Below are 22,182 nucleotides of genomic sequence, written 5' to 3'. Positions count from 1 at the left end.
AATAATCCGAACAATACGCAAACGCTATTTAAATTGATACCCGGCACCAAGCATGAAGTTGATACCGCGGGTGTTATATCCTAACCAATCTACGTATTTAGTATCCAAAACGTTGTTCAGATCGCCAAAAACATTTAGATTTTTGGTTGCCTTGTATTCCAAATGCAAATCTACCAGGTTGTAGTGCTTCAGTGCAATCACTTCTGATCCAGTGTTTGTAAAAGTCAGATCGGTACGGTTACCTGTATATTTGTAGTTAACACCTACCTCAAAATCACTTAAAACATCATAGCTGATATTAGCGCCGAAAGTACTTTTAGGCCTGCGGTAAAGGTTGCCGGTTTGTGTACCGGCTTCGTCGGTTAGTTTACCTGTTACATAAGCGTAATATGCAGATGCATGAATTTTATTGTCGTGATATTTTAACTCGCTTTCAAAGCCTTTATCTTTTTGCTGTTGCCCGTTTGCATATTGACTATAAGGGGGGCCAGGCAGGTTTTTAAAATAGATAACATCTTTGGTATCACGCTTGAAAAACTGGATATTAAATGAAAGGGTATTCTTAACAATCTCCCAATCAAAACCAGCTTCATATGATGTGGTGATTTCGGGGTTTAATTTGGGATTACCATATTGCGAAAACAGTTGATATAGCGAAGGTGATTTGAAGGCCGAGGCTATGGTACCAAAGATCTTAAACTGATCGGCAAGGAATAATGATGGGTTGATGGTGTAGGTAAACTTGTCGCCATATTTGCTATGGTTGTTGTACCTGCCACCTAACTCCATGTGGAAGATATCGTATTTGAAAAATAACGACGTATAAGCGCTGAATATGTTATTAGCAGCATCACCAGCTTTAATAATGCTCGGCACACCCGGATAAGATGTTGATTCATACAGACTGTACTGGCTTGTGTTGCTGTATTTAAAGGCCGCACCGCTGGTAATATCAAAATACTTATTCAATTCATAATTAAACACAGCTTCGACATTGGTTATACGACCTGTATTTTTTGTAACCTGGTGGGTTCCGTAATTGTCAGATGGCAGGTTATTGAAATCATTTTGAACCGTATTTTGCGACAGGTTCACGTTGAGGTTACCTTTTGGCAAAATCAATTTTGCACCTATGCCACCAAATAAAAATGTGTTTTTATAAGTGTAATCATTGTCGTTTATAAAAGCACCGTAAGGCAGATCACCAGTATTGTGGCTTACCTGCAGGTTTCCATTAAGAATAAATTTAGATGAGACATTTTGGCTCAGGTTCACACTGGCCGAACGTTGGTGAAAACCATCTTTCTTAAAATCACCTTTGCCCGTGGTATCTGTAGCCGCGGCAAAGCCTTTTGAATCGGTATTTGACAGGTTAATGGCTATGCCTGTATTTTTCACCTGTCCAATTAATGAGGCCGACTCTTTAAACGTATTATAGCTGCCGCCTGTTAACTGCAAGCCGCCGGTCAATCCCTGTTGTTTAGCTTTTTTTGTGATGATATTAATAACGCCTGCTACAGCATCAGAACCATAAAGCGTTGAACCACTTCCTTTCAAAATCTCGATATGATCTATCAGATCCAGCGAAAAGGCGTTAAGATCATAGCTGCCATCAATACCTGAAGCGTTGTTTACCGGAAAGCCATCAACCAGGATAAGGGTATTGCCAGATGAAGCCCCGCGCAGGAAAACCGATGTGCTGATACCGGGGGCATTATTTGCACCTGAAAAAGTTATACCGGCAACCGTATTTAATAATTGAGGCAATGATTTGCCCTGCGATTTATTGATCTCATCGGCAGAAATGATGGTAACAACGCGGCCAATGTCTGACAGTTTTTTAGGCGACCGGCTTGCAGTTACTACTACCGTATTGAGTGTGCGTGTGGTATCCTGTGCATATGCTGCTGAGGTAGATAACCCAACAGTTAACAAACCGAATCCTAAAATAATTTTAGCGTACTTTTTTTCCATGTATGATTGATATGTATAAAATAATAATGCAGCCTTAATAGCATACACGGAAATGAATAAAATGAAAACACGCCAAACGAAGAGCATTCACATCCAAGCTTCAATCCCCGAAAGCTATGAATAACATATAATGCCTTGGCAGGTCTTCTGACTTGCTCCCCTTTTGCCTGGCCTTCCCTCCTGTTTACAGAAAGTGGCTATATAGATTTGGCAACGGTTACAGAGCTTACAGCTGCGGGACAGTTACGGACTTACACCGTATTCCCTTTTAATTCATTAAAAAAATAGTTTAATGAAACCTAAAGCGCTGCAAAAGTACAATAAGTATCTGTTAACCTCAAACTACATAACTATATTTATCATGATGAAATATTGCTGCATTTTATTATTGATTATGGGCGCGCTTGGCAGTTTTGCCCAGCAACCCGATACCGTTTTTCTGAAGGGTTTGCTACATGAACATCCCGAATTATTTTCAGGTATCCTGAACCATCCTACACAAAACGAGGTGCAAATATTATATACCCGGATAGACAGGGATAAAAACAACATTCCTCACTTTACCTCATACAGTTATCGTCTTAATACGCAGCATTATTTTTATCCGGCAAGCACAGTAAAGCTTCCGACGGCCATATTTGCGCTTGAAAAGCTTAACGAGTTAAAAATAAAAGGCTTAAGTCGTAAATCGGTCATGATTACCGATAGCTCATTTGCCGGCCAAACCAAGGTACGGGTGGATACATCATCTGCAACAGGTCTTCCCTCTATCGAAAACTATATTAAGAAGATCTTACTGGTGAGTGATAATGAAGCATACAACCGGCTATACGAATTTGTTAGCCGGGCAGAGATCAATCAAAAGCTAAAAAAATACCACCTTAATAACACCCGTATTGTAGGCAGGCTGGCTATTGGCGATGCGGGAGAAAGTACCCGGCATACCAATCCAATCAATTTTTATAACGGCGATACATTGGTTTATCATAAACCTGTATTATATGATGCTTCAAACTATCCGATGCACCTGGAAAACATGCTGCAGGGCAAAGCTTATTTAGATAGCAGCGAACGGCTGGTTAACAAGCCTCTTGACTTTTCTGAAAAGAATGTTTACTCTCTTGCCGATCAGCAAATGGTGCTTAAAAGGTTGTTGTTTCCTGAAACTTTCCCTAAAAAGCAACGCTTTAATTTAACGATAGATGACTATCGCTTCATTTACCGTTATATGAGTACCTTCCCCACCGAAAACACCAAACCCACCTATCGCCGCCCCGAATATTTCCCGGCTTATTGCAAGTTTTTGTTCTATGGCGGAGACAGTACAGCAGTTATTAACCCTGACATCAGGATCTTTAATAAAGTTGGTGATAGTTATGGTTATGATATTGATAATGCATATATCGTAGATTTTAAAAACAATGTTGAGTTCATGCTCAGTGCCGTCGTGCAATCAAATGAAGATGGGATACTGAACGATAATAAATACGAGTACACAACGGTATGCCTGCCTTTCCTGAAAAACCTTGGCCAGGTGATATACCAATATGAACTCAAGCGCCCTAAAAAACACCTGCCCCATTTAACTAAATTTAAATTTACTTATAGCAAAAAGCAATAAAATTCACTTCTGGAAAACTTAGTAGCCCTAAAGGTGTTTTAAAAACGATAACTATTTAAAAACCTATGGCAACTACAATAGTAAAATATACCGACAACTTCCCTGTGCTTTATGGAGATGACCGCATAAACCTGAATTGGCCCGAACGCTTTACGTCCATCGCAGGTGGTATGAAGCTCGGTTTCTCAGGTTTTAAAAATATTTTTAAAAACCCGTTTGCAAGTATCGTAAAAATAGGTGCCGGTGGCTATTTGTTAAACAGGGGCATCACAGGGCATTGTGAGCTTTACAAACGTATTGGTAAACTATCCACCAATCCCATAAATGTAAATATTCGTTCGTCGTTTATTGTAAATAAACCCCGGCAAAAGGTTTATGAATTTTGGCGCAAGCTGGATAACCTGCCCCTTTTTATGAAACACCTGGAAAGTGTGGAGGTCATCGACTCTAAATATTCACACTGGGTTTTGAAGCTTCCCAAAAATGTAGCTACAATCAGCTGGCATGCCGAAATCGTTCATGACGAACCCAATGAAGTGATCGGCTGGAGTTCGCTGTCTGATTCGATGATTAATAATGCGGGTAAAATTCGTTTTCAGGATACGGTTGACGGACAAGGTACCATTGTTGATGTGGTGATCAGTTATCAGCCCCCGGCAGGCGGTGTAGGCGCAGGCATAGCCAAAATACTAAACCCGGTATTCAAAAATATGGTTGATAAAGATATTCAGAACTTTAAACAGTATATGGATATCAATAACGATCCGGATGAGTTTGTTGAAGTAATTGTCGTCAAATAAAAAAATAACACCTTTATCCAAGGGCGCTCAGGTAATGCGAGCGCCTTTATATCTTACAACAATAGCATCATTTACGGGTGAATTTTGATTTGAGTTTTAGAAAACGCCGTTCATAAAGATAATACGATAATAAAGGGACAGTAATCAAACCCAATACATTGTTAGGAAATATGCTTAATAGCATTTTACTATCCCGGCCGGTAAATAACTGTTGCCATATGTATATGCCATAAGATAGAATACCAATAAATGATAGAAATTTATTGTTTAACACCTTAAAAATCCAATCGTTTGCGGGTATGATATTGCTTAAAATTAAATAGCCGGTAATTACCGAAATCGCCAGGTTTATGTACAGTGATTTTAAGGTATAAAATTCGTCAAAGCGCAATCCAAACATCAATATTATAGCCAAAATATTGCCGGCTGCCTTTGTTTGTTTGAGCCAAATTACATTCAAAATTTCTTTGGACGCCATCAACGCAAAAAAACAGCCGACACCAATTGATTGAAACTTTATAAAATAGTGAGTAAAACCGTAAATAATGCCACGATTCAAAACCGGAACAAACTGTTGCACTGTACACAATAGCGGCAATGCGAATACAATGCTGATAATGATATAATAAAATGCAGTTCTGTTGATCTTTAAAATAAAAGGAAAAAGGAGATAAAATTGTTCTTCAACCGATAACGACCAATAATGACTGAAGTAATAAGTGAAATCATGGCTGCGGAAATAGCTAAAATTCATTAGATATAATGCCGAGCCAAAAAATTGAATCCAGGAAATGTTTAAACTATAGAAATGGTTTAATAAAAACACCACTCCAATATATAAATAGGCTAAAGGAAATATTCGCAAAAAACGCCTGATATAAAATTTTTTTAACGATAAGCCACCTGTTACTTCTTTTTCTTTTAAACATAGGCTCGTAATTAAAAAACCACTTATTACAAAGAAAATGTTTACTCCCAACCCACCATTGAATATTGTAGTATAAAAATAATTATCAGATAACTGAAGGTGGTAAAATACAACCAGGATAATTGAAATGCCGCGAAATCCATTTAAAGAGTAATAATAGTTACTGCGCAATAAGCTGGATAAGACAGGCTGTCCCTCCTTGTTTGATGTCATACCGTAAAAATAGACACTCAAATAATTAAAACAAAAAAGGCCGCAAATTGCGGCCTCTCTCATGCATTAGAATGCGATATTATTTTACTGCATCAACAACTGCTTTGAAAGCGTCTGGGTTGTTCATTGCTAAGTCAGCCAATACTTTACGGTTTAAACCGATTTCTTTAGCGGCTAATTTACCCATCAACTGAGAGTAAGAAATTCCGTGCTGACGGGCACCAGCGTTAATACGTTGGATCCATAAAGCCCTGAACTCTCTCTTTTTGGTTTTACGGTCGCGGTAAGCGTACTGTAAACCTTTTTCAACTGTGTTTTTTGCAATGGTGTATACCTTGCTACGTGAACCCCAATAACCTTTGGCGAGGTTCATGATCCTTTTCCTGCGTCTTCTCGACGCTACTGCGTTAACTGAACGTGGCATCTTGTGTGTTTTTTGGTAGTGAGTGCCTGCATCTCGTGTGCCGGACTTAAAACTCTAATACCTGGTTTTAAAATTTGTGAATTACTTTCCGATACAAAGCATACGTTTTACGTTACCCATGTCGGCATCAGATACTAAGCTGGTTTGACCAAGGGCACGCTTACGTTTTGTCGACATCTTGGTTAAGATGTGGCTTTTGTATGCGTTTTTTCTTGCGATTTTACCTGTTCCAGTAAGCTTGAAGCGCTTTTTTGCACTGGAATTGGTTTTCATTTTTGGCATAACTATATTTATTTGGATATGAGATTTGAGATGTTAGATTTGAGATATTACTTCTCTAATCTTTTCATCTCACCCCTCGTGTTTTACTTTTTTATTCCGATTTGGTCTGCAAATTTTAATCTCACTTCTCAAATCTAATGTCTCACATCTATTTTTTAGCCGCCTTAGGTGCAAGGGTTAAAAACATCCTTTTTCCTTCAAGCTTTGGTAACTGCTCCACTTTGCCTACTTCTTCCAATGCCTGGGCAAAACGAAGTAGTAAGATCTCGCCTTGTTCTTTGTAAACAATGGCACGACCTTTAAAGTGTACGTAAGCCCTTACCTTTTCGCCAGCTTCCAAAAACTTAATGGCATGCTTTAATTTAAACTCAAAGTCATGGTCATCAGTATTCGGTCCGAAACGGATCTCCTTAATAACCGTTTGCTTGGCATTGCTTTTTATCTCTTTAAGCTTTTTCTTTTGTTCGTAAATGAACTTGTTATAGTCCGTTACTTTACAAACCGGCGGTACGGCGTTAGGAGATATTTCAACCAAATCCAGTTCCTGCTCCTGCGCTATTGCAAGGGCATCTCTTAATGAGTAAACTCCCTGCTCAACGTTGTCACCTACAAGGCGAACTTCCTGAGCCCTAATGAATTGGTTTATGTTATGTTCGGCTTCTTTTTTCTTAAAAGGAAGCCTTGGTCCTCTATTGAAAGGTTTGTTTAATGCCAAGTTATACTGTTATTTCTTTAGTTATCTGTTCTTTAAAATCTTCTATGCTCATACTTCCCAAATCACCGGTACCATGTTTACGTACAGAAACCAAGCCTTCGGCAGCTTCTTTTTCGCCCACAACCAGCATGTAAGGGATTTTTTTGACTTCAGCATCTCGTATCTTTCTGCCTATTTTCTCGTCCCTGAAGTCGATTAGCCCGCAAATATCGGAATCTTTTAATATATCAGAAACTTTTTTTGCATATTCTTCATATTTTTCTGATATGGGGAGTATAATGAACTGCTCGGGCGATAACCACAGCGGGAAATTGCCTGCACAATGCTCGATTAATACTGCTATAAAGCGTTCCATCGAACCAAACGGAGCCCTGTGGATCATTACCGGGCGGTGTTTTTGGTTATCGCTTCCGGTATATTCCAGTTCAAAACGCTCGGGCAGGTTATAATCAACCTGGATAGTACCCAATTGCCACTTACGGCCAAGGGCATCTTTTACCATAAAATCAAGCTTAGGGCCATAAAACGCAGCCTCACCGTATTCAACAACGGTAGGCAAGCCTTTTTCGGCTGCTGCCTCAATGATGGCATTCTCTGCCAATGCCCAGTTTTCGTCACTGCCGATATATTTAGCGCGGTTCTCCGGATCGCGTAACGACACCTGTGCTATGTAGTTATCAAAGCCCAAAGCTTTAAACACATACAATACAAGGTCAATTACTTTTTTAAACTCATCTTTTACCTGGTCCGGGCGGCAAAATAAGTGGGCATCATCCTGAGTAAAACCACGAACACGGGTTAAACCGTGCAACTCGCCGCTCTGCTCGTAACGGTACACAGTACCAAACTCAGCAAAACGAACCGGCAGGTCTTTGTATGAACGCGGTTTTGTTTTGTAGATTTCGCAATGGTGAGGGCAGTTCATCGGTTTTAAGAAAAACTCCTCCCCTTCCTGCGGAGTCTTTATAGGCTGGAATGAATCGGCACCATATTTTTCGTAGTGACCTGATGTTACATACAGGTTCTTATGACCAATATGAGGAGTGATTACCTGTTCATAGCCTGCTTTTACCTGTGCTTTTTGCAAGAAATTTACCAAACGTTCGCGCAATGCAGTTCCTTTAGGTAACCACAATGGTAATCCCATACCTACCTTTTCCGAAAAAGCAAACAGCTCCAGTTCCTTACCCAATTTGCGGTGATCGCGCTTTTTAGCTTCTTCGATCATGTGCAGATATTCGGTAAGCTCGCTGGCTTTAGGGAATGTAACGCCGTAAATACGGGTTAATTGCTTGCGGGTTTCATCACCGCGCCAGTATGCACCGGCAAGGCTCATCAACTTAACCGCTTTTATAAAGCCTGTGTTAGGGATGTGAGGTCCACGGCACAGATCTGTAAAATTACCTTGCGAATAAAAAGTAATAGCACCATCAGGCAAATCTTTAATCAGATCGAGTTTATACTCATCGCCTTTTTCAGTAAAATACTCAATAGCATCAGCCTTGCTCACCGGTTTACGGATGTACTCCTCTTTGGTTTTAGCAAGCTCAATCATTTTATCCTCTATCTGCTTAAACTCGTCAGAAGATAAAACCTTGTCGCCAAAGTCAACATCGTAATAAAAACCTGTTTCAATTGCCGGGCCGATACCGAATTTAGTACCCGGATACAGCGCTTCCAAAGCCTCTGCCATTAAGTGCGCCGATGAATGCCAGAAAGTTGACTTGCCATCGGCATCGTTCCAGGTTAATAATTTAACGTGCGCATCTTGCTCAATAGGGCGGCTTGCGTCCCAAACCTGACCGTCAACTTCGGCCGCTAATACGTTACGAGCTAATCCTTCGGAAATCGACTGTGCGATTTGCATGGAAGAGATCCCTTTGTCATACTGACGAACGGATCCATCGGGAAGTGTAATGTTAATCATCTACAACTATGATTTAAAGTTTTATAAAATTACGTTTAAACGGTCACCTACAAAGTGACCCTCATTTTGTGGGTACAAAAATAGAATTTTAAATAGCATTTAACATCAAAGCAGTTTCAAATTTTTGTTTAATAGGGATTTTCAGACTCACTCCATAGAAAATAAAATGGGGCGTCTTCATTTTCATATAAATTGAAAATTAAGATGCCCCATCAGTTTATGTATTGAACCTACTTAAAAGCCTCGTTCGACGGATTTGAATTAACAGATGTTTCTTTAACCTTAAATTCAATTGGTTGCCCAACCAGGATGGCTTTTACAGAGAACGGAATTTTAATACCTCCGTTTATTCCTTCGTAGTTACCAAACTCAACAGTCAGGTCATTTGCTCCTTCAATGGTTTGTTTAAGCTTCAGCCCTGTTTTTTGGCTGTAATAATTATGGATATGAATTTCAGTACCTATGTTGATATCAACCTCGTAGGCAAGCTCGTTATTTACCACTCTTAAAATAGGCTGCAGCGTTATATTTTGATTTATCCGTTCATAATCAAGTTCAGGAAACGGGCGACTTTTAAGTTTGATCATTTTTTTAGCTGCATCATCAAGCTGTACATCCCTGTTAACCTGCCTTGCTTTTATGCTATCGCCATTAAGTGTTATATGCGACACAACGAGGTTGTTATATGAGGGTACTATTGCTTCCTGGTAGTACTTATCAGGCATTTTATACCGGGTTACCAATTGCACGTCAGCGCCTTGTATATTACCAACTGCCGATGTTTGCAGATCACGAATATTTTTTAGTTTGTCGGCACCGCCAATGGCATCTAAATACGCCTTGATTACAGTACTTGCAGTTGTGCCTTGTGGAATCGGCAGCCCGCTATATGAGTTATTTTCGGGATTAACATCAGGTAAATTATGATCAGGATCGATGGTTGCATAAGCAATTTTCGAGGTCGATTTGTACGGGAAGGTCCAGGTATCGCCGCGCTGCCAGATCTCAGCCGGGAGTTTTACAATGCCGGTTTTTCCGTTCTCTTCTTTAATTGATATGGTAACCGGCAATGCCATTTCTTCCAGGTTTACAATGGTGATCATAGCACCTTTGGTGGCATCATTATCAGGATATGAAATATCCTTGATACCCTGATCAACTTTCCAGGTGGTGAAAAACCATTCGTTCCAAAACCAGCTCAGGTCCTCACCTGCGGCATTATCCATCGTATGGAAAAAATCCCAGGGGGTTGGATGTTTAAAAGCCCAGCGTTTGATATAGGTTTTAAATGCATAATCAAAACGTTCTTCACCTAAGATCTGTTCGCGTAAAATAGTTAATCCTAAGGCCGGTTTTTCATAAGCAGCAACTGCTAAAAAATCCTCCTGTATCACATCGGGTGTATTCATAATAGCCTCAGCACCTGGGCTAAATAAATAAGCGGCACTTTTTTGCTGATCGGGCTTTTCATAATATTCACCCTTGTTAAATACCTTGGTATCAACATTATTTAAAAAGGTGTTAAAACCCTCGTCCATCCAGGCGTATTTACGCTCATTTGAACCGACGATCATCGGGAACCAGTTATGGCCAAACTCGTGGTTGGTAACCTCCCACAAACCCCCGTTTTGATTATTTGAGCCACAGAATACGATACCCGGGTACTCCATCCCTCCTACTATACCGGCCACGTTGGTAGCTACAGGATAGGTATATTCAAACCATTTATCACTATATAGTTCAATTGCGGCTTTAACATATTCGGTTGAGCGGCTGTACGAATTATTCCCTTTAGCCTCAACTGGATAAACTGATTGTGCAAGAGCTTTTTTACCACTCGGCAAATTGATGCGTGCGGCGTCCCAGATAAATGCTTTTGACGCAGCCCAGGCCACATCACGGGCGTTTTTACACATAAAATGCCAGGTAAGCGTCGGCTTTTTCGGGTAATCGTTATTACGTAAAATATCAGTCGAATCTTTAATGATAACTGTTTTATCACTCTTACGGGCTTCGGCCAAACGGTTTATCGAGGCAGGTGATAATACTTCAGCAGGGTTAAGCAGTTCGCCCGATCCTGCTACAACCAAACTTGCAGGCGCGGTAATAGTATAATCAAAATTGCCGTACTCCAGGTAAAACTCGCTTGCACCAAGATATGGTATGGTGTTCCATCCGGTTACATCGTCGTAAACTTCCATGCGTGGGTACCACTGCGCAATTTCATATATCCAGCCATTTTTAGTATGCTGACGGCCCATTCTGTCGGTACCATATTCGGGAATATCAAAACCGTATTCAATCTTGATCTGCAATTTGCTCCCGGCTGCACGTAATGAATCTTTAAGCTTGATCTGCATACGGGTATCAGTGATCAGGTAATCGGCTTTCAGCGTTTTGCCTTTGTTGATGATATAAACCGATTTTATTTCGGCACCCTTTGTATATGATTTATTTGCAAACCTTCCACCCGAAACATTGCTTGTAGATTCGGCACGTGAATCCTCTTTATAAATATTCTGATCTACCTGGAGCCATAAAAACCCAAGCGCATCCGGGCTGTTATTGGTGTAAGTAATTAAAGTACTGCCCTCTACCCGGTGTTTAGTGGTATCAAGCGTAACATCAAGCTTATAATCGGCCCGGTTTTGCCAGTATTTTGGACCTGGAGCACCACTGGCCGTCCTGAACTCACCGCCCCTTTCGGGGTAAAATATAGGGTTAAATACTTTGTGCTGATCATACTTGGGTGCTACCTGATCTGCATTTTGCGCTTTTACTTCACCGGCATAAATGCCTAAAACCAATAACAACGCGGCTTTGTAGAATTTCATTAACTGTGTTTTAATTGTGAGGGAAAGATATTAAAATATATTTGACTTGAAACGTAATTGCTTGGTTACGTAGTATCAGGCTCATTTGTTTATAACAATTACGAATAAACTATTTTGCTAAAATGGCCGTTGATACATTGTTGCAAATCAATCCCTATTTTTTATATTTTTGCGGATGATTTACGGCACATACAGTCGTTGATCGCAGCCCTAATAAATGGATATATCAGTTGTAGTACCTCTTTACGATGAAGTAGAATCATTACCCGAATTAACCTCATGGATTAGCCGGGTAATGGACGAAAACCGTTTTACTTACGAGATAATTTTGGTTGACGATGGCAGCAAGGACGGATCATGGGAAATGATCAGGAAGCTGCAAACCGGTAATCCTTTTATCAAAGGCATTAAATTCAGGCGTAATTATGGTAAATCCGCAGCCCTTAACACCGGTTTTATCGCTGCTAAAGGGAATGTGGTAATCACCATGGATGCCGATTTGCAGGATAGTCCGGATGAGATCCCGGAACTTTACCGCCGGATAACTGAAGAGAAATACGACCTTGTTTCGGGCTGGAAAGCAAAAAGGCACGACCCATTGAGCAAAACTATACCTACCAAACTATTCAACGCGGCAACCCGTCGTATGAGTGGCATCCATAACCTGCATGATTTTAATTGCGGTTTAAAAGCCTATCGGAATGTTGTAGTTAAAAACATTGAAATTTATGGCGAGATGCACCGTTATATCCCGGTTCTGGCAAAATGGGCCGGCTTCACCAAAATTGGCGAACAGGTTGTTGAGCACCGTCCTCGTAAATATGGCAAAACCAAGTTTGGCTTAAGCCGGTTTATCAACGGCTTTCTCGATCTGCTTTCAATTTTCTTTGTAGGTAAATTTGGCAAGCGTCCGATGCATTTTTTTGGTACGCTGGGCACATTGAGCTTTTTTACGGGTTTGATTATGGCCATTTGGATAATTTGGGAAAAGCTTTACAATATAGCACACAACCTAAAATACAGGGATGTAACCACGAGTCCGCTGTTTTATATAGCCTTAGTTGCTATTATATTAGGCTCACAATTGTTTTTAACAGGCTTTGTTGCCGAGCTTGTTTCACGCAGCGCAAGCGAACGTAACCATTACCAAATTGAGGAAACAATTTAATCAGATTTGAGACTTTTTGAATACTTGCCTCCTGTCTCATATCTAACATCTCAAATCTCACATCTATTCTAAAAACATGTTTTTTTCCATCATCATTCCTTTATATAACCGACCGCAGGAGATTAAAGAACTGCTGGAAAGCCTCACATTGCAAACCTATAGCAATTTTGAGGTTTTAGTTATTGAAGATGGTTCTGTAAATGATGCTGAAGCCATAGTAAATACCTTTACCGATAAGCTTAACCTGCGTTATTTTAAAAAACAGAATGAAGGCCAGGGTTTTACACGTAACTTTGGTTTTGAGCGTGCCAAAGGCGATTATTTTGTAATTTTTGACTCGGATTGTTTAATCCCCCCAAATTACCTGCGAATTGTAAACGATTCATTGGCAAAAAACTGTCTTGATGCCTATGGTGGCCCGGATGGTGCACATGAATCTTTTACCCCTACACAAAAAGCCATAAGCTATTCAATGACCTCCCCTTTTACTACCGGAGGTATTCGTGGTAATAAAAAAGGTATAGGGCAGTTTCACCCGCGTAGTTTTAACATGGGTGTTTCGAGGCAGGCCTGGGAAAAAGCCGGCGGATTTATTATCACCCGTCTTGGTGAGGATATAGAATACAGCATTAGGATCCATTCGCTGGGCTTTAAAATTGGGTTGATTCCAGATGCAATAGTCTATCATAAACGACGAACCAACTTTTATCAGTTTTATAAGCAGCTGCACTTTTTCGGAAGGGCGCGCATCAATATTTCTAAATTTTTCCCGCAGGAGTTAAAGCTGGTTCATTTTTTCCCGGCTGCTTTTACAGTAGGTGTTATCCTTACTATTATTCTAAACCTATTTGGCTCTGTATTAGCACCTGTAGGTAATTTTATACTGTTGATTTTCACTTTGTTAATATTTTTCCATTCCTGGTGGAAAAATAAATCGTTAAAAATCGCATTTTTGAGCATTATAGCTGCCTTCACACAACTTATTGCCTACGGGTTAGGATTTATACAGGATTTTTGGAAGCGGAAAGTTTTAAGTAGATCATAAGCAATATGTACCACCCCTTTTCTGTAGCGGAGACCATTAAAACCGCATGGAATATTTTAAAAAGAAATTTTGTACCGCTGGTGGTTTACTCTATCATATCGTTGTTTATAAACGAATTTGTTGAGTTTTTAAAGGCATTTATCATTGATAATGACGACCGCTTTATTGAAATAGGTTTTGTAATTGTACAGATGATTGTACAGTGTTTTATCGGTTTAAGTTTTTACAAACTGATACTCACGCTTATCGACAAAGAGTATTACGAATTTGAATTCAAAGACATCTTGCCATCGTTCAAAATGACCTTCAACTTCGTGATCATAGGTATAATAACGGCGTTCTTCGTAGCTACTTTGGTTTTTTTATACGTATTGGCCAAACGCAACATTGGGTACGACAGCATTTTTGAGGTTATTGAGCTGCTGTTTATTCTTTATGTAAGCCTCAGGTGCATCTTTTGTATTTGTTTCATTGTTGATGACGATTCATCACCTATTGAATCATTGCGTCAAAGCTTTGAGATCACAAAGGATAATTTCTTCAAAACTTTAGGCGTTTTTGCTATAATTATACTGATACTGGTTGCCGTATTACTACCTGTAGTAGCTACGATGGGCTTATTTGGTTTTGACCAGGAAAAAGATGGTTTTGCATTCAGGCTTGCATTCTATTGCTGGTTCATTCTTTGCTTTCCTTTTACCCAGGTGATCATTATGGTTACTTACCGTAAACTGGTTTACAGCCACCTTGATGTGGATGATGACCTATCTGAAACCAATTAAAAATGGGATTTAAATCTGCACTAAGTAAAGTATTTGCTGCCTTTGTTAATCGGGAATTAAATAAGGTTCGTAAAAACGCGGTTGCATTTCAGCAAAAGGCATTTACAGATCTGGTGCATGCGGCCAAAGACACCAGTTTTGGTAAAGATCATCAGTTTGAAAAGATCAACAACTACGAGGATTTTAAGCGATTGGTGCCTGTACATGACTATGAAGACCTTCGCCCCTATATCGACCGAGTGGTTAATGGCGAGGAGGATGTGCTATGGCCCGGGAAACCTGCTTATCTCGCCAAAACATCCGGTACAACATCCGGTGTAAAATATATCCCCATTTCTAAAGAAAGCATGCCGGAGCATATCAAAGCGGCACGTAATGCTTTGCTAAGCTATATCCACGAAACCGGTAACTCTGATTTTGTTGATGGCAAATTGATATTTTTGCAGGGCAGCCCCATTTTAGCCGAAAAGCATGGCATTTCAACAGGCAGGCTTTCGGGTATCGTTGCGCATCATGTTCCCGCTTATCTGCAAAAAAAACGCTTGCCCAGCTACGAAACCAATTGCATTGAAGATTGGGAGCAAAAGGTTGACGCCATTGTAGACGAAACTGTTAATGAAGATATGCGCCTCATCAGTGGGATCCCGCCATGGTGCCAGATGTATTTCGACAGGCTTTCGGCCAAAGCAGGAGGTAAAAAGATAAAAGACATTTTCCCAAACTTTAAGCTTTACGTTTATGGAGGAGTTAATTACGAGCCTTACCGCGCCCGTATTGAGGAAAGTATCGGTTTCAAGATCGATTCGATAGAAACCTACCCGGCATCCGAAGGCTTCATCGCGTTCCAGGATTCACAAAAAGAAAAAGGCCTTTTATTATTAGTTGATTCGGGGATCTTTTACGAGTTTATCCCATCCGATGAGTATTTTAATGAAAACCCAACCCGCATCAATATTAAAGATGTAGAGTTGAATAGAAACTACGCGCTCATCATGAACACCAGCGCTGGTTTATGGGGCTATAGTATAGGCGATACGATTAAATTTATTTCGAAAGATCCGTATCGTATTGTCGTAACCGGCCGTATCAAGCACTATATATCGGCCTTTGGCGAACATGTTATAGGCGAAGAAGTGGAGCATGCATTAATGAGTGTGGCTAAAGAAGAAGGCATTGACGTAGTTGAATTTACCGTTGCACCCCAGGTTAACCCGGCAGCGGGGCAATTACCTTACCATGAATGGTTTATTGAGTTTGGTACAGCTCCTGACAATCTTCAGGCTTTCGCCATAAAAGTGGATAAGGCGCTGCAGAATAAAAATATTTACTATTTTGACCTGATTGAAGGTAACATTTTGCAACCTTTGGTGATCCAAAGCCTGCAAAAAGATGCTTTTATAAATTATATGCGTTCGGAAGGCAAGCTTGGCGGGCAAAACAAAGTACCAAGGCTATCAAACGACAGGAAGATTGCCGAAGGATTAAAGAGTTTTATAAAATAAAGATACTTGAGTAACCAGATAAAAAATATTGCCATCCTTGGCTCAACAGGCAGCATCGGTACACAAACACTTGATGTAATAAGGTGGAACAGCAATTTATTCAGGGCGTTTTTGCTCACAGCACATTCTAATGCCGATTTACTCATCAGCCAGGCTATTGAGTTTGTGCCTGAATATGCCATTATCTGCGATCATAGCAAATACCAGGAAGTTAAACAGGCTTTAGCGCATTTGCCCATACAGGTACTTGCCGGTCACCAGGCTATCATTGATACGGTAATTCATTCCGAAATTGCAGTTGTGCTGACTGCTATGGTGGGCTTTGCCGGTCTGGAACCAACAATTGCTGCTATTAAAGCGGGTAAAGACATTGCTCTTGCCAACAAAGAAACATTAGTTGTTGCCGGCGATATCATAACAGCATTGGCGAAACAACATCAAGTTCAAATTTTACCGGTAGATTCTGAACACTCAGCTATATTTCAAAGTCTTGTTGGTGAGGATTATAAATCGGTAGAAAAACTAATCATCACGGCTTCCGGCGGGCCTTTTCGTGGCCGTGGGCTTGATTTCTTAGCCAACGTTACCCGCGAAGACGCGCTTAAACATCCAAACTGGGTAATGGGCGCAAAAATCACTATCGATTCGGCATCCCTGATGAACAAGGGCCTTGAGGTTATTGAAGCCAAATGGCTATTTGATGTCGAGGCAGATCAGATTGAAGTTGTAGTTCACCCGCAATCTATTATTCACTCACTGGTACAGTTCAGGGATGGATCAATTAAGGCACAATTGGGTTTGCCCGATATGAAGCTGCCTATACAATATGCCCTCACCTATCCCAACCGGATCGAAATGAATTTTAAACGTTTCAGCTTTGCTGACTACGCTAACCTCACTTTCGAAAAACCAGACATGGAAACTTTCCGTAATCTAAGCTTAGCGTACGCTGCTTTAAAACAGGGAGGTAACATGCCTTGCATTATCAATGCGGCAAATGAAATAGCGGTTGCCGGGTTTCTTGACCGTAAAATTGGCTTTTTAACTATGAGCGGCATCATTGAAGAATGTATGCAGAAAATAAATTTTATTGCAAAGCCAACCCTAACCGATTATTTGAATACTGACAAAGAAACACGCATCTTTGCGCAAAATTATATACAGCAACTACCTTCAAAAACATTACAGTTTTAATATTACATAGATATAGATAATGAGTATAGTGATCATGGTGGGCCAGCTTATACTGGGCCTTTCAATTTTGATAATCCTGCATGAACTGGGGCATTTCCTGGCGGCACGGGCCTTTGGCATTAAGGTAGAAAAATTCTACCTGTTTTTTGATGCCTGGAACGTGAGCCTGTTTAAATTTACATATAAAGGCGTTGAGTATGGTATTGGCTGGCTACCACTTGGTGGCTATGTTAAAATTGCCGGTATGATTGATGAATCGATGGATACAGAACAAATGGCTGGTCCGCCGCAACCTTGGGAGTTTCGTTCAAAACCAGCCTGGCAGCGCCTTATTGTAATGCTTGGTGGTGTTACGGTAAATGTTATACTGGGCATCCTGATATTTTGGGTGCTAACCATGCGTTTTGGCGATAGTTATATACCTAATTCGGCAGCAAAATACGGTATTGTACCAGGTGAAGTCGGCAAAAAAATAGGCCTTCAAATTGGTGACAAGGTTGTTGCTATCAATGGTAAACCATTTGAACGTTTTGATGATCTTACAAGCCCGCAGGTATTATTGGATAATACTGTATTTACCGTATTACGCGGCACCCAAACTTTGCAGATCAGCATCCCGCGTACCATCCTAAATGATTTAAACGATCATGACATTGAAGGTTTTATTAGCCGCCTTCCCCGTGCCAAGTTCATTGTTGATTCATTGGAGCCGGGCAGTAACGCTGTAAAAGCAGGTTTAAAAAAGGGCGACAGCATTGTGATGGCCAACAACCATCCGGTTGTATTTTGGGATGAGTTACAAGCTCAGCTATCTGCCAACAAAGGCAAACAGGTTGAGTTAGGTATAAAACGTAACCATGAATTGGTTACACTGAAGGCACAGGTTACACCGGAAGGAAAGCTGGGCTTTTACCGTGCAAAAAGCGACTTTCCGGATATCAAGACTATAAAATATGGTTTTTTCGAGGCTTTCCCTATAGGGGCTCAACGCGCATGGGGAACCTTCAGAGATAACGCAAAAGGAATTGGCAAGATTTTCAGAGGTGATGTTAACCCGGGTAAAGCAGTAAGCGGACCGGTAGCTATAGCCAACCTGTTTGGTGGTACTGTTGATTGGGTCCACTTTTGGACATTGGTAGGCTTTCTTTCGATGGTATTGGCATTAATGAACCTTTTGCCTATCCCGGCGCTTGACGGAGGTCACGCGGTATTCCTGATCATTGAAATGATTAAAGGCAAACCATTGAGCGATAAGTTCCTTGAACGCGCCCAGATTGTAGGCTTTGTAATTTTAGTTACCCTGATGGTATTTGTTTTTGGTAACGATATTGTGAAGCTGGTAATGAAGAAATAGCGATTAGAGATTAGTGATTGGAGGTTAGAGATGCCTCCCAAGCATATAAAACAAGAAAGGTCTTTCAACTACTGAAAGGCCTTTCTTGTTTTATATGAATTTATCAATCAATTGAATAGCTGTACAAATTAGAATTAGCTTTAAGCTTTGAGCATTCTGCTTTCAGCTTGTTTTATACGGCCGGATCAGTAGGTTTAGGATCTTCGTAATTATCGGAAACGGTGTCAAAAGGTGATCTTTCATTTTTGAATACCGCTGCCGAGATCAGACTCACTATAGCGCCAAAAATGGCGTATATAAATACAACGCTTACTGTTGCTATAACCGCAAAATATTTACTTACCATACTTAAGGCATTGTCTATTTGATCCTGCGACAGATTTCCTTTTGCTTCCATTTGCGCGCGTGAGGCAGTTAGGGCCTTATTAACCATTTCCGGACTTAATATCGCATAATATACATAAGTGAATACCGCAACGAAAACTCCTGTAAAAATCGCATATAAAAAACCGGATAAAAAGCCTTCTCCGTAGGTAATATATCCGCCAAGCTGATCTTTGTATTCTTTTTGCGTTAACAGCAAAAAAGCGATAAAGGGCAAAAAGCTAAGGTATTTAAGAGATGAGTTGGGGTCAATATCCAGAAACTGAAATGCATAAGTTATAACTATTGAAGTTACCAGGTTAATTAACGCCCACTTCAGGGCTGGTTGCGATGGACTCGCCTTTTTTACTTCCATGATACAAGTGTTTAGTGTTTGGTTAAAATTAACCAAATATTTAATATTTATATCATCTGTACCTTTATTTTCAAATTGAGAGACGCCGTAAACAAATAGGCCTTTCAGATTCTGAAAGGCCTATTTGTTATAAAATAATGCAGTACTCAGGAAGTGTGCCCAACAGGATCCCGCTTAAAGAAAGCCGCGAAAATTATGGATAGAACAAATAAAAATATAATGGTTATACCCATTGACTGAATTTGTTGCCCGATGGTGATGTTTTTTCCGCTTTGGAAGTTTTTCTCCATCTCCTTAATCTTAGCATCTGCCTCTTTCTTTTCCTCCGGTTTCGCTGTACTTTCTTTCAATTTATTCAAAGCAGTAACCATGGCCGTTTTAGTTTTTTGAGCCATTTGCGGTTCTATAGCGTTTGCGAATACCTGATCACGCAGTATAAATATGGTCAGGTTTGAAATGAAAAACATAATGAAAATTCCGGTGGCGGCCTGCCTCATTGTCCAATAACCACCTACTTTGCTCCTTAAATTTATGCAAAAGAAAGCAGCAATAGCTATCGGAATTATGTATGTAAAAAGTATCGCGCCAACTGTTATCGCAACAGCCGATGCTACATTCACCATAAAATAAAAATAAATAATACTTACCACGGCCAATACTGCGCCTAAAATCAATCCCTTGATAAGTCCTTGTATTTTTATGGTTTTTTCTAATTGTGCGCTCATTTAAGAGGGTTATTGAAAACTAACTAAAATTTCTAAAACTGCCATATCAAATTCTTTGTTGATGGCATTATCGGCAATTTCCTTTTTATCGTCATCAGACGGATCAATGTTTTGGAAAAAGCACATCATAGGGTAAAACAACTCTACAAGCTCTGAATCTTCCGGAAGGGTTGCAGCAACCTTGCTGATCTCAGATACCGGGCTTTCAATCAGGATCTGATTTGCGATAACCGGTTCGTAAATGCGGTATTCGTCCTGAAACTCGTCCTCATCAACCAATAAAAACTCTTTTAGGTAGTCTTCCAGTTCTGGTTCAATTTCTTCGTCTTCACATTCGTTAAGGTACAGCAATAGGTTAAGCAATTCGGTACCGCGGTCAAGCGTTTCTTCTTCAATGCTCTCCCATTCCGGAGTGTCAAGGTAATCTTCTTCCAGTTTTTTAACGTCGGCACTAAAGAAGTTGATCATCAGCAAATCAAAGAAGATTTCGCGCAGTCCCTCTACTTCAGGGTTCTCATCAAAAACCGCGTCAAGCTCATCTACTTTTGATAAAAAATCTTCGTCAGATGCAAATACATCGGCAAACTCATCGGTTAGCTGTGTTGCATCAAAGCTGTTGTATTTTGAAAAGGCCTCGAGCGCTGCTACAAAGGCGATTTCTATTTTTGGATCGATCATAGGTATGTTATTTAAAGATTTGTTGATTGTTGTAAGTTAACAATACTTTACCTTTTAAACGCTGCCCGATATAAGGCGAGTTTGCAGATTTAGATTTGTTGTTAGCCGCAGTGTATTCCCATTCGGTATCAGTATCAAAAACCACGATGTTTGCCTTTTCATCTTCAGCGATAACCGGCAGTTCAACACCAAGTATTTCGCGGGGATTAACAGCCAGTTTTTCAACTATAAGTTCAACCGGTAAACCCGCTTTCAAAGCCTGGGAAAATGCGGTTTGCAGACCTATTATGCCATATTCAGCAACTTCAAACTCCACATCTTTAAATTCAATTTCGTGTGGGGTATGTTGCGATACAATGGCGTCGATAGTGCCGTCTTTTAAACCTTTTATCAACGCAGCAACATCATCGGCAGTACGCAGGGGTGGTTTCACTTTATATAAACTGTCAAAGCCTAAAAGGGCTTCATCGGTTAATATTAAATGATGCGCAGCAACGTCGCAGGTAACTTCAATGCCTTTACGCTTGGCCTCACGGATCAATTCGACCGAACGCGCAGTTGATATGGTTGTAAAATGGATGCGGGACACGGTGTATTCTGCAAGATAAAGATCACGGGCAACCATCAGTTCTTCGGCCAATGAAGGAATTCCCTTCATGCCAAGCAGCGTGCTGATCTCCCCCTCATTAACTTTTGCCTTACCTGCTATAGCGGTATCTTCAGGGTAAGAGAAAACCAGTGCATCAAAACCCTGTGCATACAGTAAAGCTCTTTCCATTAAACCCGCGTCCTGTACCGGGCGACTGCCATCGGTAAAAGCCCTGGCACCGCTTTGGTACATATCGTACATTTCGGCAAGATCTTTCCCTTCACGTTTTTGAGATATAGTGCCCAGAGGATAAACATCAACCAGGTTACCTTTTGAACGGTTCAACAGGTATTCAACTTCCGACTTGGAATGCACCGGCGGCTGGGTATTAGGCATTAGTGCTATACCTGTAAAACCTCCTGCCGCTGCGGCTGTTGTACCCGAACGAAGATCTTCTTTGGTTTCAAGGCCCAACTCACCTACGTTACAGTTAAGATCGAAAAAACCGGGTGAAACGTATTTGCCTTCGGCGTCAAACAGTTCGGCGTCGGCATCAATATCGTCGGCTATGCGGGTAATAACACCATTTTCAATTAAAATATCGGCAACTTGTTGATGAAAGGATGATCCGGGATCAAGAATAGTGGCTGATTTGATAAGCAAATTCATTAGCACTGCTTTATGTGTG

Annotated in this window: 19 protein-coding genes and 1 riboswitch; of the genes, 8 read left to right on the top strand and 11 right to left on the bottom strand. The window is 40.5% G+C overall.

Features of this window, described 5'->3' with window-relative positions; genetic code table 11:
• Positions 1–24: 24 nt before the first annotated feature.
• Complete coding sequence (locus tag ACEN82_RS12270; protein ID WP_413317112.1) at positions 25–1,974, bottom strand: TonB-dependent receptor plug domain-containing protein; 1,950 nt, start codon at positions 1,972–1,974, stop codon at positions 25–27.
• A 120-nt stretch (positions 1,975–2,094) separates the two neighbouring features.
• A riboswitch (cobalamin riboswitch) is annotated at positions 2,095–2,293 on the bottom strand.
• Between ACEN82_RS12270 and ACEN82_RS12265 the strand changes: the two genes are divergently transcribed.
• Both ACEN82_RS12265 and ACEN82_RS12260 read left to right on the top strand, forming a co-directional pair.
• The gene (locus ACEN82_RS12265) at positions 2,267–3,595 is read left to right on the top strand and encodes a serine hydrolase (RefSeq protein WP_413317110.1); all 1,329 of its coding nucleotides are present in this window, start codon (positions 2,267–2,269) and stop codon (positions 3,593–3,595) included. (Overlaps the previous riboswitch by 27 nt.)
• A gap of 65 nt (positions 3,596–3,660) precedes the next feature.
• A complete protein-coding gene (locus ACEN82_RS12260; RefSeq protein ID WP_090525622.1) occupies positions 3,661–4,395 on the top strand; it encodes an SRPBCC family protein in 735 nt (244 codons plus the stop codon).
• A gap of 67 nt (positions 4,396–4,462) precedes the next feature.
• Here ACEN82_RS12260 and ACEN82_RS12255 read toward each other — a convergent pair whose 3' ends face one another.
• From ACEN82_RS12255 to ACEN82_RS12230, 6 genes are all read right to left on the bottom strand, one after another.
• Positions 4,463–5,536: an acyltransferase family protein gene (locus tag ACEN82_RS12255; RefSeq protein WP_413317108.1), complete on the bottom strand. Its 1,074-nt coding sequence runs from the start codon at positions 5,534–5,536 to the stop codon at positions 4,463–4,465.
• A gap of 79 nt (positions 5,537–5,615) precedes the next feature.
• Complete coding sequence (rplT, locus tag ACEN82_RS12250) at positions 5,616–5,960, bottom strand: 50S ribosomal protein L20 (protein ID WP_022829871.1); 345 nt, start codon at positions 5,958–5,960, stop codon at positions 5,616–5,618.
• 81 nt (positions 5,961–6,041) lie between these two features.
• Positions 6,042–6,242, bottom strand: a complete 201-nt coding sequence (rpmI, locus tag ACEN82_RS12245; protein ID WP_090525627.1) for a 50S ribosomal protein L35 — start codon at positions 6,240–6,242, stop codon at positions 6,042–6,044.
• A gap of 148 nt (positions 6,243–6,390) precedes the next feature.
• A complete protein-coding gene (infC, locus tag ACEN82_RS12240; RefSeq protein WP_090525629.1) occupies positions 6,391–6,957 on the bottom strand; it encodes a translation initiation factor IF-3 in 567 nt (188 codons plus the stop codon).
• Position 6,958: 1 nt separating this feature from the next.
• Positions 6,959–8,884, bottom strand: coding sequence for a threonine--tRNA ligase (thrS, locus tag ACEN82_RS12235; RefSeq protein WP_274988683.1), 1,926 nt, complete (start codon positions 8,882–8,884; stop codon positions 6,959–6,961).
• A 230-nt stretch (positions 8,885–9,114) separates the two neighbouring features.
• Complete coding sequence (locus ACEN82_RS12230) at positions 9,115–11,718, bottom strand: M1 family metallopeptidase (RefSeq protein ID WP_413317105.1); 2,604 nt, start codon at positions 11,716–11,718, stop codon at positions 9,115–9,117.
• Between the two features lie 217 nt (positions 11,719–11,935).
• On the opposite strand from ACEN82_RS12230, the gene ACEN82_RS12225 reads away from it, so the two are divergent.
• From ACEN82_RS12225 to rseP, 6 genes are all read left to right on the top strand, one after another.
• Positions 11,936–12,886 (top strand): glycosyltransferase family 2 protein, encoded by a 951-nt coding sequence (locus tag ACEN82_RS12225; RefSeq protein ID WP_090525633.1) that lies wholly within the window; start codon positions 11,936–11,938, stop codon positions 12,884–12,886.
• Positions 12,887–12,962: 76 nt separating this feature from the next.
• Positions 12,963–13,931 carry a glycosyltransferase family 2 protein gene (locus tag ACEN82_RS12220; protein WP_413317102.1) on the top strand — a complete coding sequence of 323 codons (969 nt, stop codon included), beginning with the start codon at positions 12,963–12,965 and terminating at the stop codon, positions 13,929–13,931.
• A 5-nt stretch (positions 13,932–13,936) separates the two neighbouring features.
• Entirely contained in the window at positions 13,937–14,713 is a 777-nt protein-coding gene (locus tag ACEN82_RS12215; RefSeq protein WP_413317100.1) for a glycerophosphoryl diester phosphodiesterase membrane domain-containing protein, read from the top strand.
• Positions 14,714–14,715: 2 nt separating this feature from the next.
• A complete protein-coding gene (locus tag ACEN82_RS12210) occupies positions 14,716–16,215 on the top strand; it encodes a GH3 auxin-responsive promoter family protein (protein ID WP_413317098.1) in 1,500 nt (499 codons plus the stop codon).
• 6 nt (positions 16,216–16,221) lie between these two features.
• Entirely contained in the window at positions 16,222–17,409 is a 1,188-nt protein-coding gene (locus ACEN82_RS12205) for a 1-deoxy-D-xylulose-5-phosphate reductoisomerase (RefSeq protein WP_413317096.1), read from the top strand.
• A 19-nt stretch (positions 17,410–17,428) separates the two neighbouring features.
• On the top strand, positions 17,429–18,763 hold the full coding sequence (gene rseP, locus ACEN82_RS12200; protein ID WP_413317094.1) for an RIP metalloprotease RseP: 1,335 nt from the start codon (positions 17,429–17,431) through the stop codon (positions 18,761–18,763).
• 172 nt (positions 18,764–18,935) lie between these two features.
• On the opposite strand, the gene ACEN82_RS12195 is transcribed toward rseP, so the two are convergent.
• From ACEN82_RS12195 to ACEN82_RS12180, 4 genes are all read right to left on the bottom strand, one after another.
• The gene (locus ACEN82_RS12195) at positions 18,936–19,502 is read right to left on the bottom strand and encodes a DUF4199 domain-containing protein (RefSeq protein WP_413317092.1); all 567 of its coding nucleotides are present in this window, start codon (positions 19,500–19,502) and stop codon (positions 18,936–18,938) included.
• Positions 19,503–19,648: 146 nt separating this feature from the next.
• Positions 19,649–20,227, bottom strand: coding sequence for a DUF4199 domain-containing protein (locus tag ACEN82_RS12190; RefSeq protein ID WP_413317090.1), 579 nt, complete (start codon positions 20,225–20,227; stop codon positions 19,649–19,651).
• A 9-nt stretch (positions 20,228–20,236) separates the two neighbouring features.
• Positions 20,237–20,905 carry a hypothetical protein gene (locus ACEN82_RS12185; RefSeq protein ID WP_413317088.1) on the bottom strand — a complete coding sequence of 223 codons (669 nt, stop codon included), beginning with the start codon at positions 20,903–20,905 and terminating at the stop codon, positions 20,237–20,239.
• Between the two features lie 7 nt (positions 20,906–20,912).
• Positions 20,913–22,163, bottom strand: coding sequence for a dihydroorotase (locus ACEN82_RS12180; protein WP_413317086.1), 1,251 nt, complete (start codon positions 22,161–22,163; stop codon positions 20,913–20,915).
• Between the last annotated feature and the right edge of the window lie 19 nt (positions 22,164–22,182).

The sequence above is a fragment of the Mucilaginibacter sp. Mucisp73 genome, from assembly GCF_059491465.1.
The sequence above is the reverse complement of the archived record's forward strand: the minus strand, read 5'-3'. Positions and strand labels throughout refer to the sequence as shown.

Excerpts from the sequence above, each read along its gene's own strand:
- ACEN82_RS12260 (WP_090525622.1), top strand. The coding sequence starts at position 3,661 with ATGGCAACTACAATAGTAAAATATACCGACAACTTCCCTGTGCTTTAT.
- ACEN82_RS12195 (WP_413317092.1), bottom strand. The coding sequence starts at position 19,502 with ATGGAAGTAAAAAAGGCGAGTCCATCGCAACCAGCCCTGAAGTGGGCG.
- rseP (WP_413317094.1), top strand. The coding sequence starts at position 17,429 with ATGAGTATAGTGATCATGGTGGGCCAGCTTATACTGGGCCTTTCAATT.
- ACEN82_RS12180 (WP_413317086.1), bottom strand. The coding sequence starts at position 22,163 with ATGAATTTGCTTATCAAATCAGCCACTATTCTTGATCCCGGATCATCC.
- thrS (WP_274988683.1), bottom strand. The coding sequence starts at position 8,884 with ATGATTAACATTACACTTCCCGATGGATCCGTTCGTCAGTATGACAAA.
- ACEN82_RS12225 (WP_090525633.1), top strand. The coding sequence starts at position 11,936 with ATGGATATATCAGTTGTAGTACCTCTTTACGATGAAGTAGAATCATTA.
- rplT (WP_022829871.1), bottom strand. The coding sequence starts at position 5,960 with ATGCCACGTTCAGTTAACGCAGTAGCGTCGAGAAGACGCAGGAAAAGG.
- ACEN82_RS12265 (WP_413317110.1), top strand. The coding sequence starts at position 2,267 with ATGAAACCTAAAGCGCTGCAAAAGTACAATAAGTATCTGTTAACCTCA.
- ACEN82_RS12190 (WP_413317090.1), bottom strand. The coding sequence starts at position 20,227 with ATGAGCGCACAATTAGAAAAAACCATAAAAATACAAGGACTTATCAAG.
- ACEN82_RS12220 (WP_413317102.1), top strand. The coding sequence starts at position 12,963 with ATGTTTTTTTCCATCATCATTCCTTTATATAACCGACCGCAGGAGATT.
- ACEN82_RS12210 (WP_413317098.1), top strand. The coding sequence starts at position 14,716 with ATGGGATTTAAATCTGCACTAAGTAAAGTATTTGCTGCCTTTGTTAAT.
- ACEN82_RS12230 (WP_413317105.1), bottom strand. The coding sequence starts at position 11,718 with ATGAAATTCTACAAAGCCGCGTTGTTATTGGTTTTAGGCATTTATGCC.
- ACEN82_RS12215 (WP_413317100.1), top strand. The coding sequence starts at position 13,937 with ATGTACCACCCCTTTTCTGTAGCGGAGACCATTAAAACCGCATGGAAT.
- ACEN82_RS12255 (WP_413317108.1), bottom strand. The coding sequence starts at position 5,536 with ATGACATCAAACAAGGAGGGACAGCCTGTCTTATCCAGCTTATTGCGC.
- ACEN82_RS12185 (WP_413317088.1), bottom strand. The coding sequence starts at position 20,905 with ATGATCGATCCAAAAATAGAAATCGCCTTTGTAGCAGCGCTCGAGGCC.
- rpmI (WP_090525627.1), bottom strand. The coding sequence starts at position 6,242 with ATGCCAAAAATGAAAACCAATTCCAGTGCAAAAAAGCGCTTCAAGCTT.
- ACEN82_RS12270 (WP_413317112.1), bottom strand. The coding sequence starts at position 1,974 with ATGGAAAAAAAGTACGCTAAAATTATTTTAGGATTCGGTTTGTTAACT.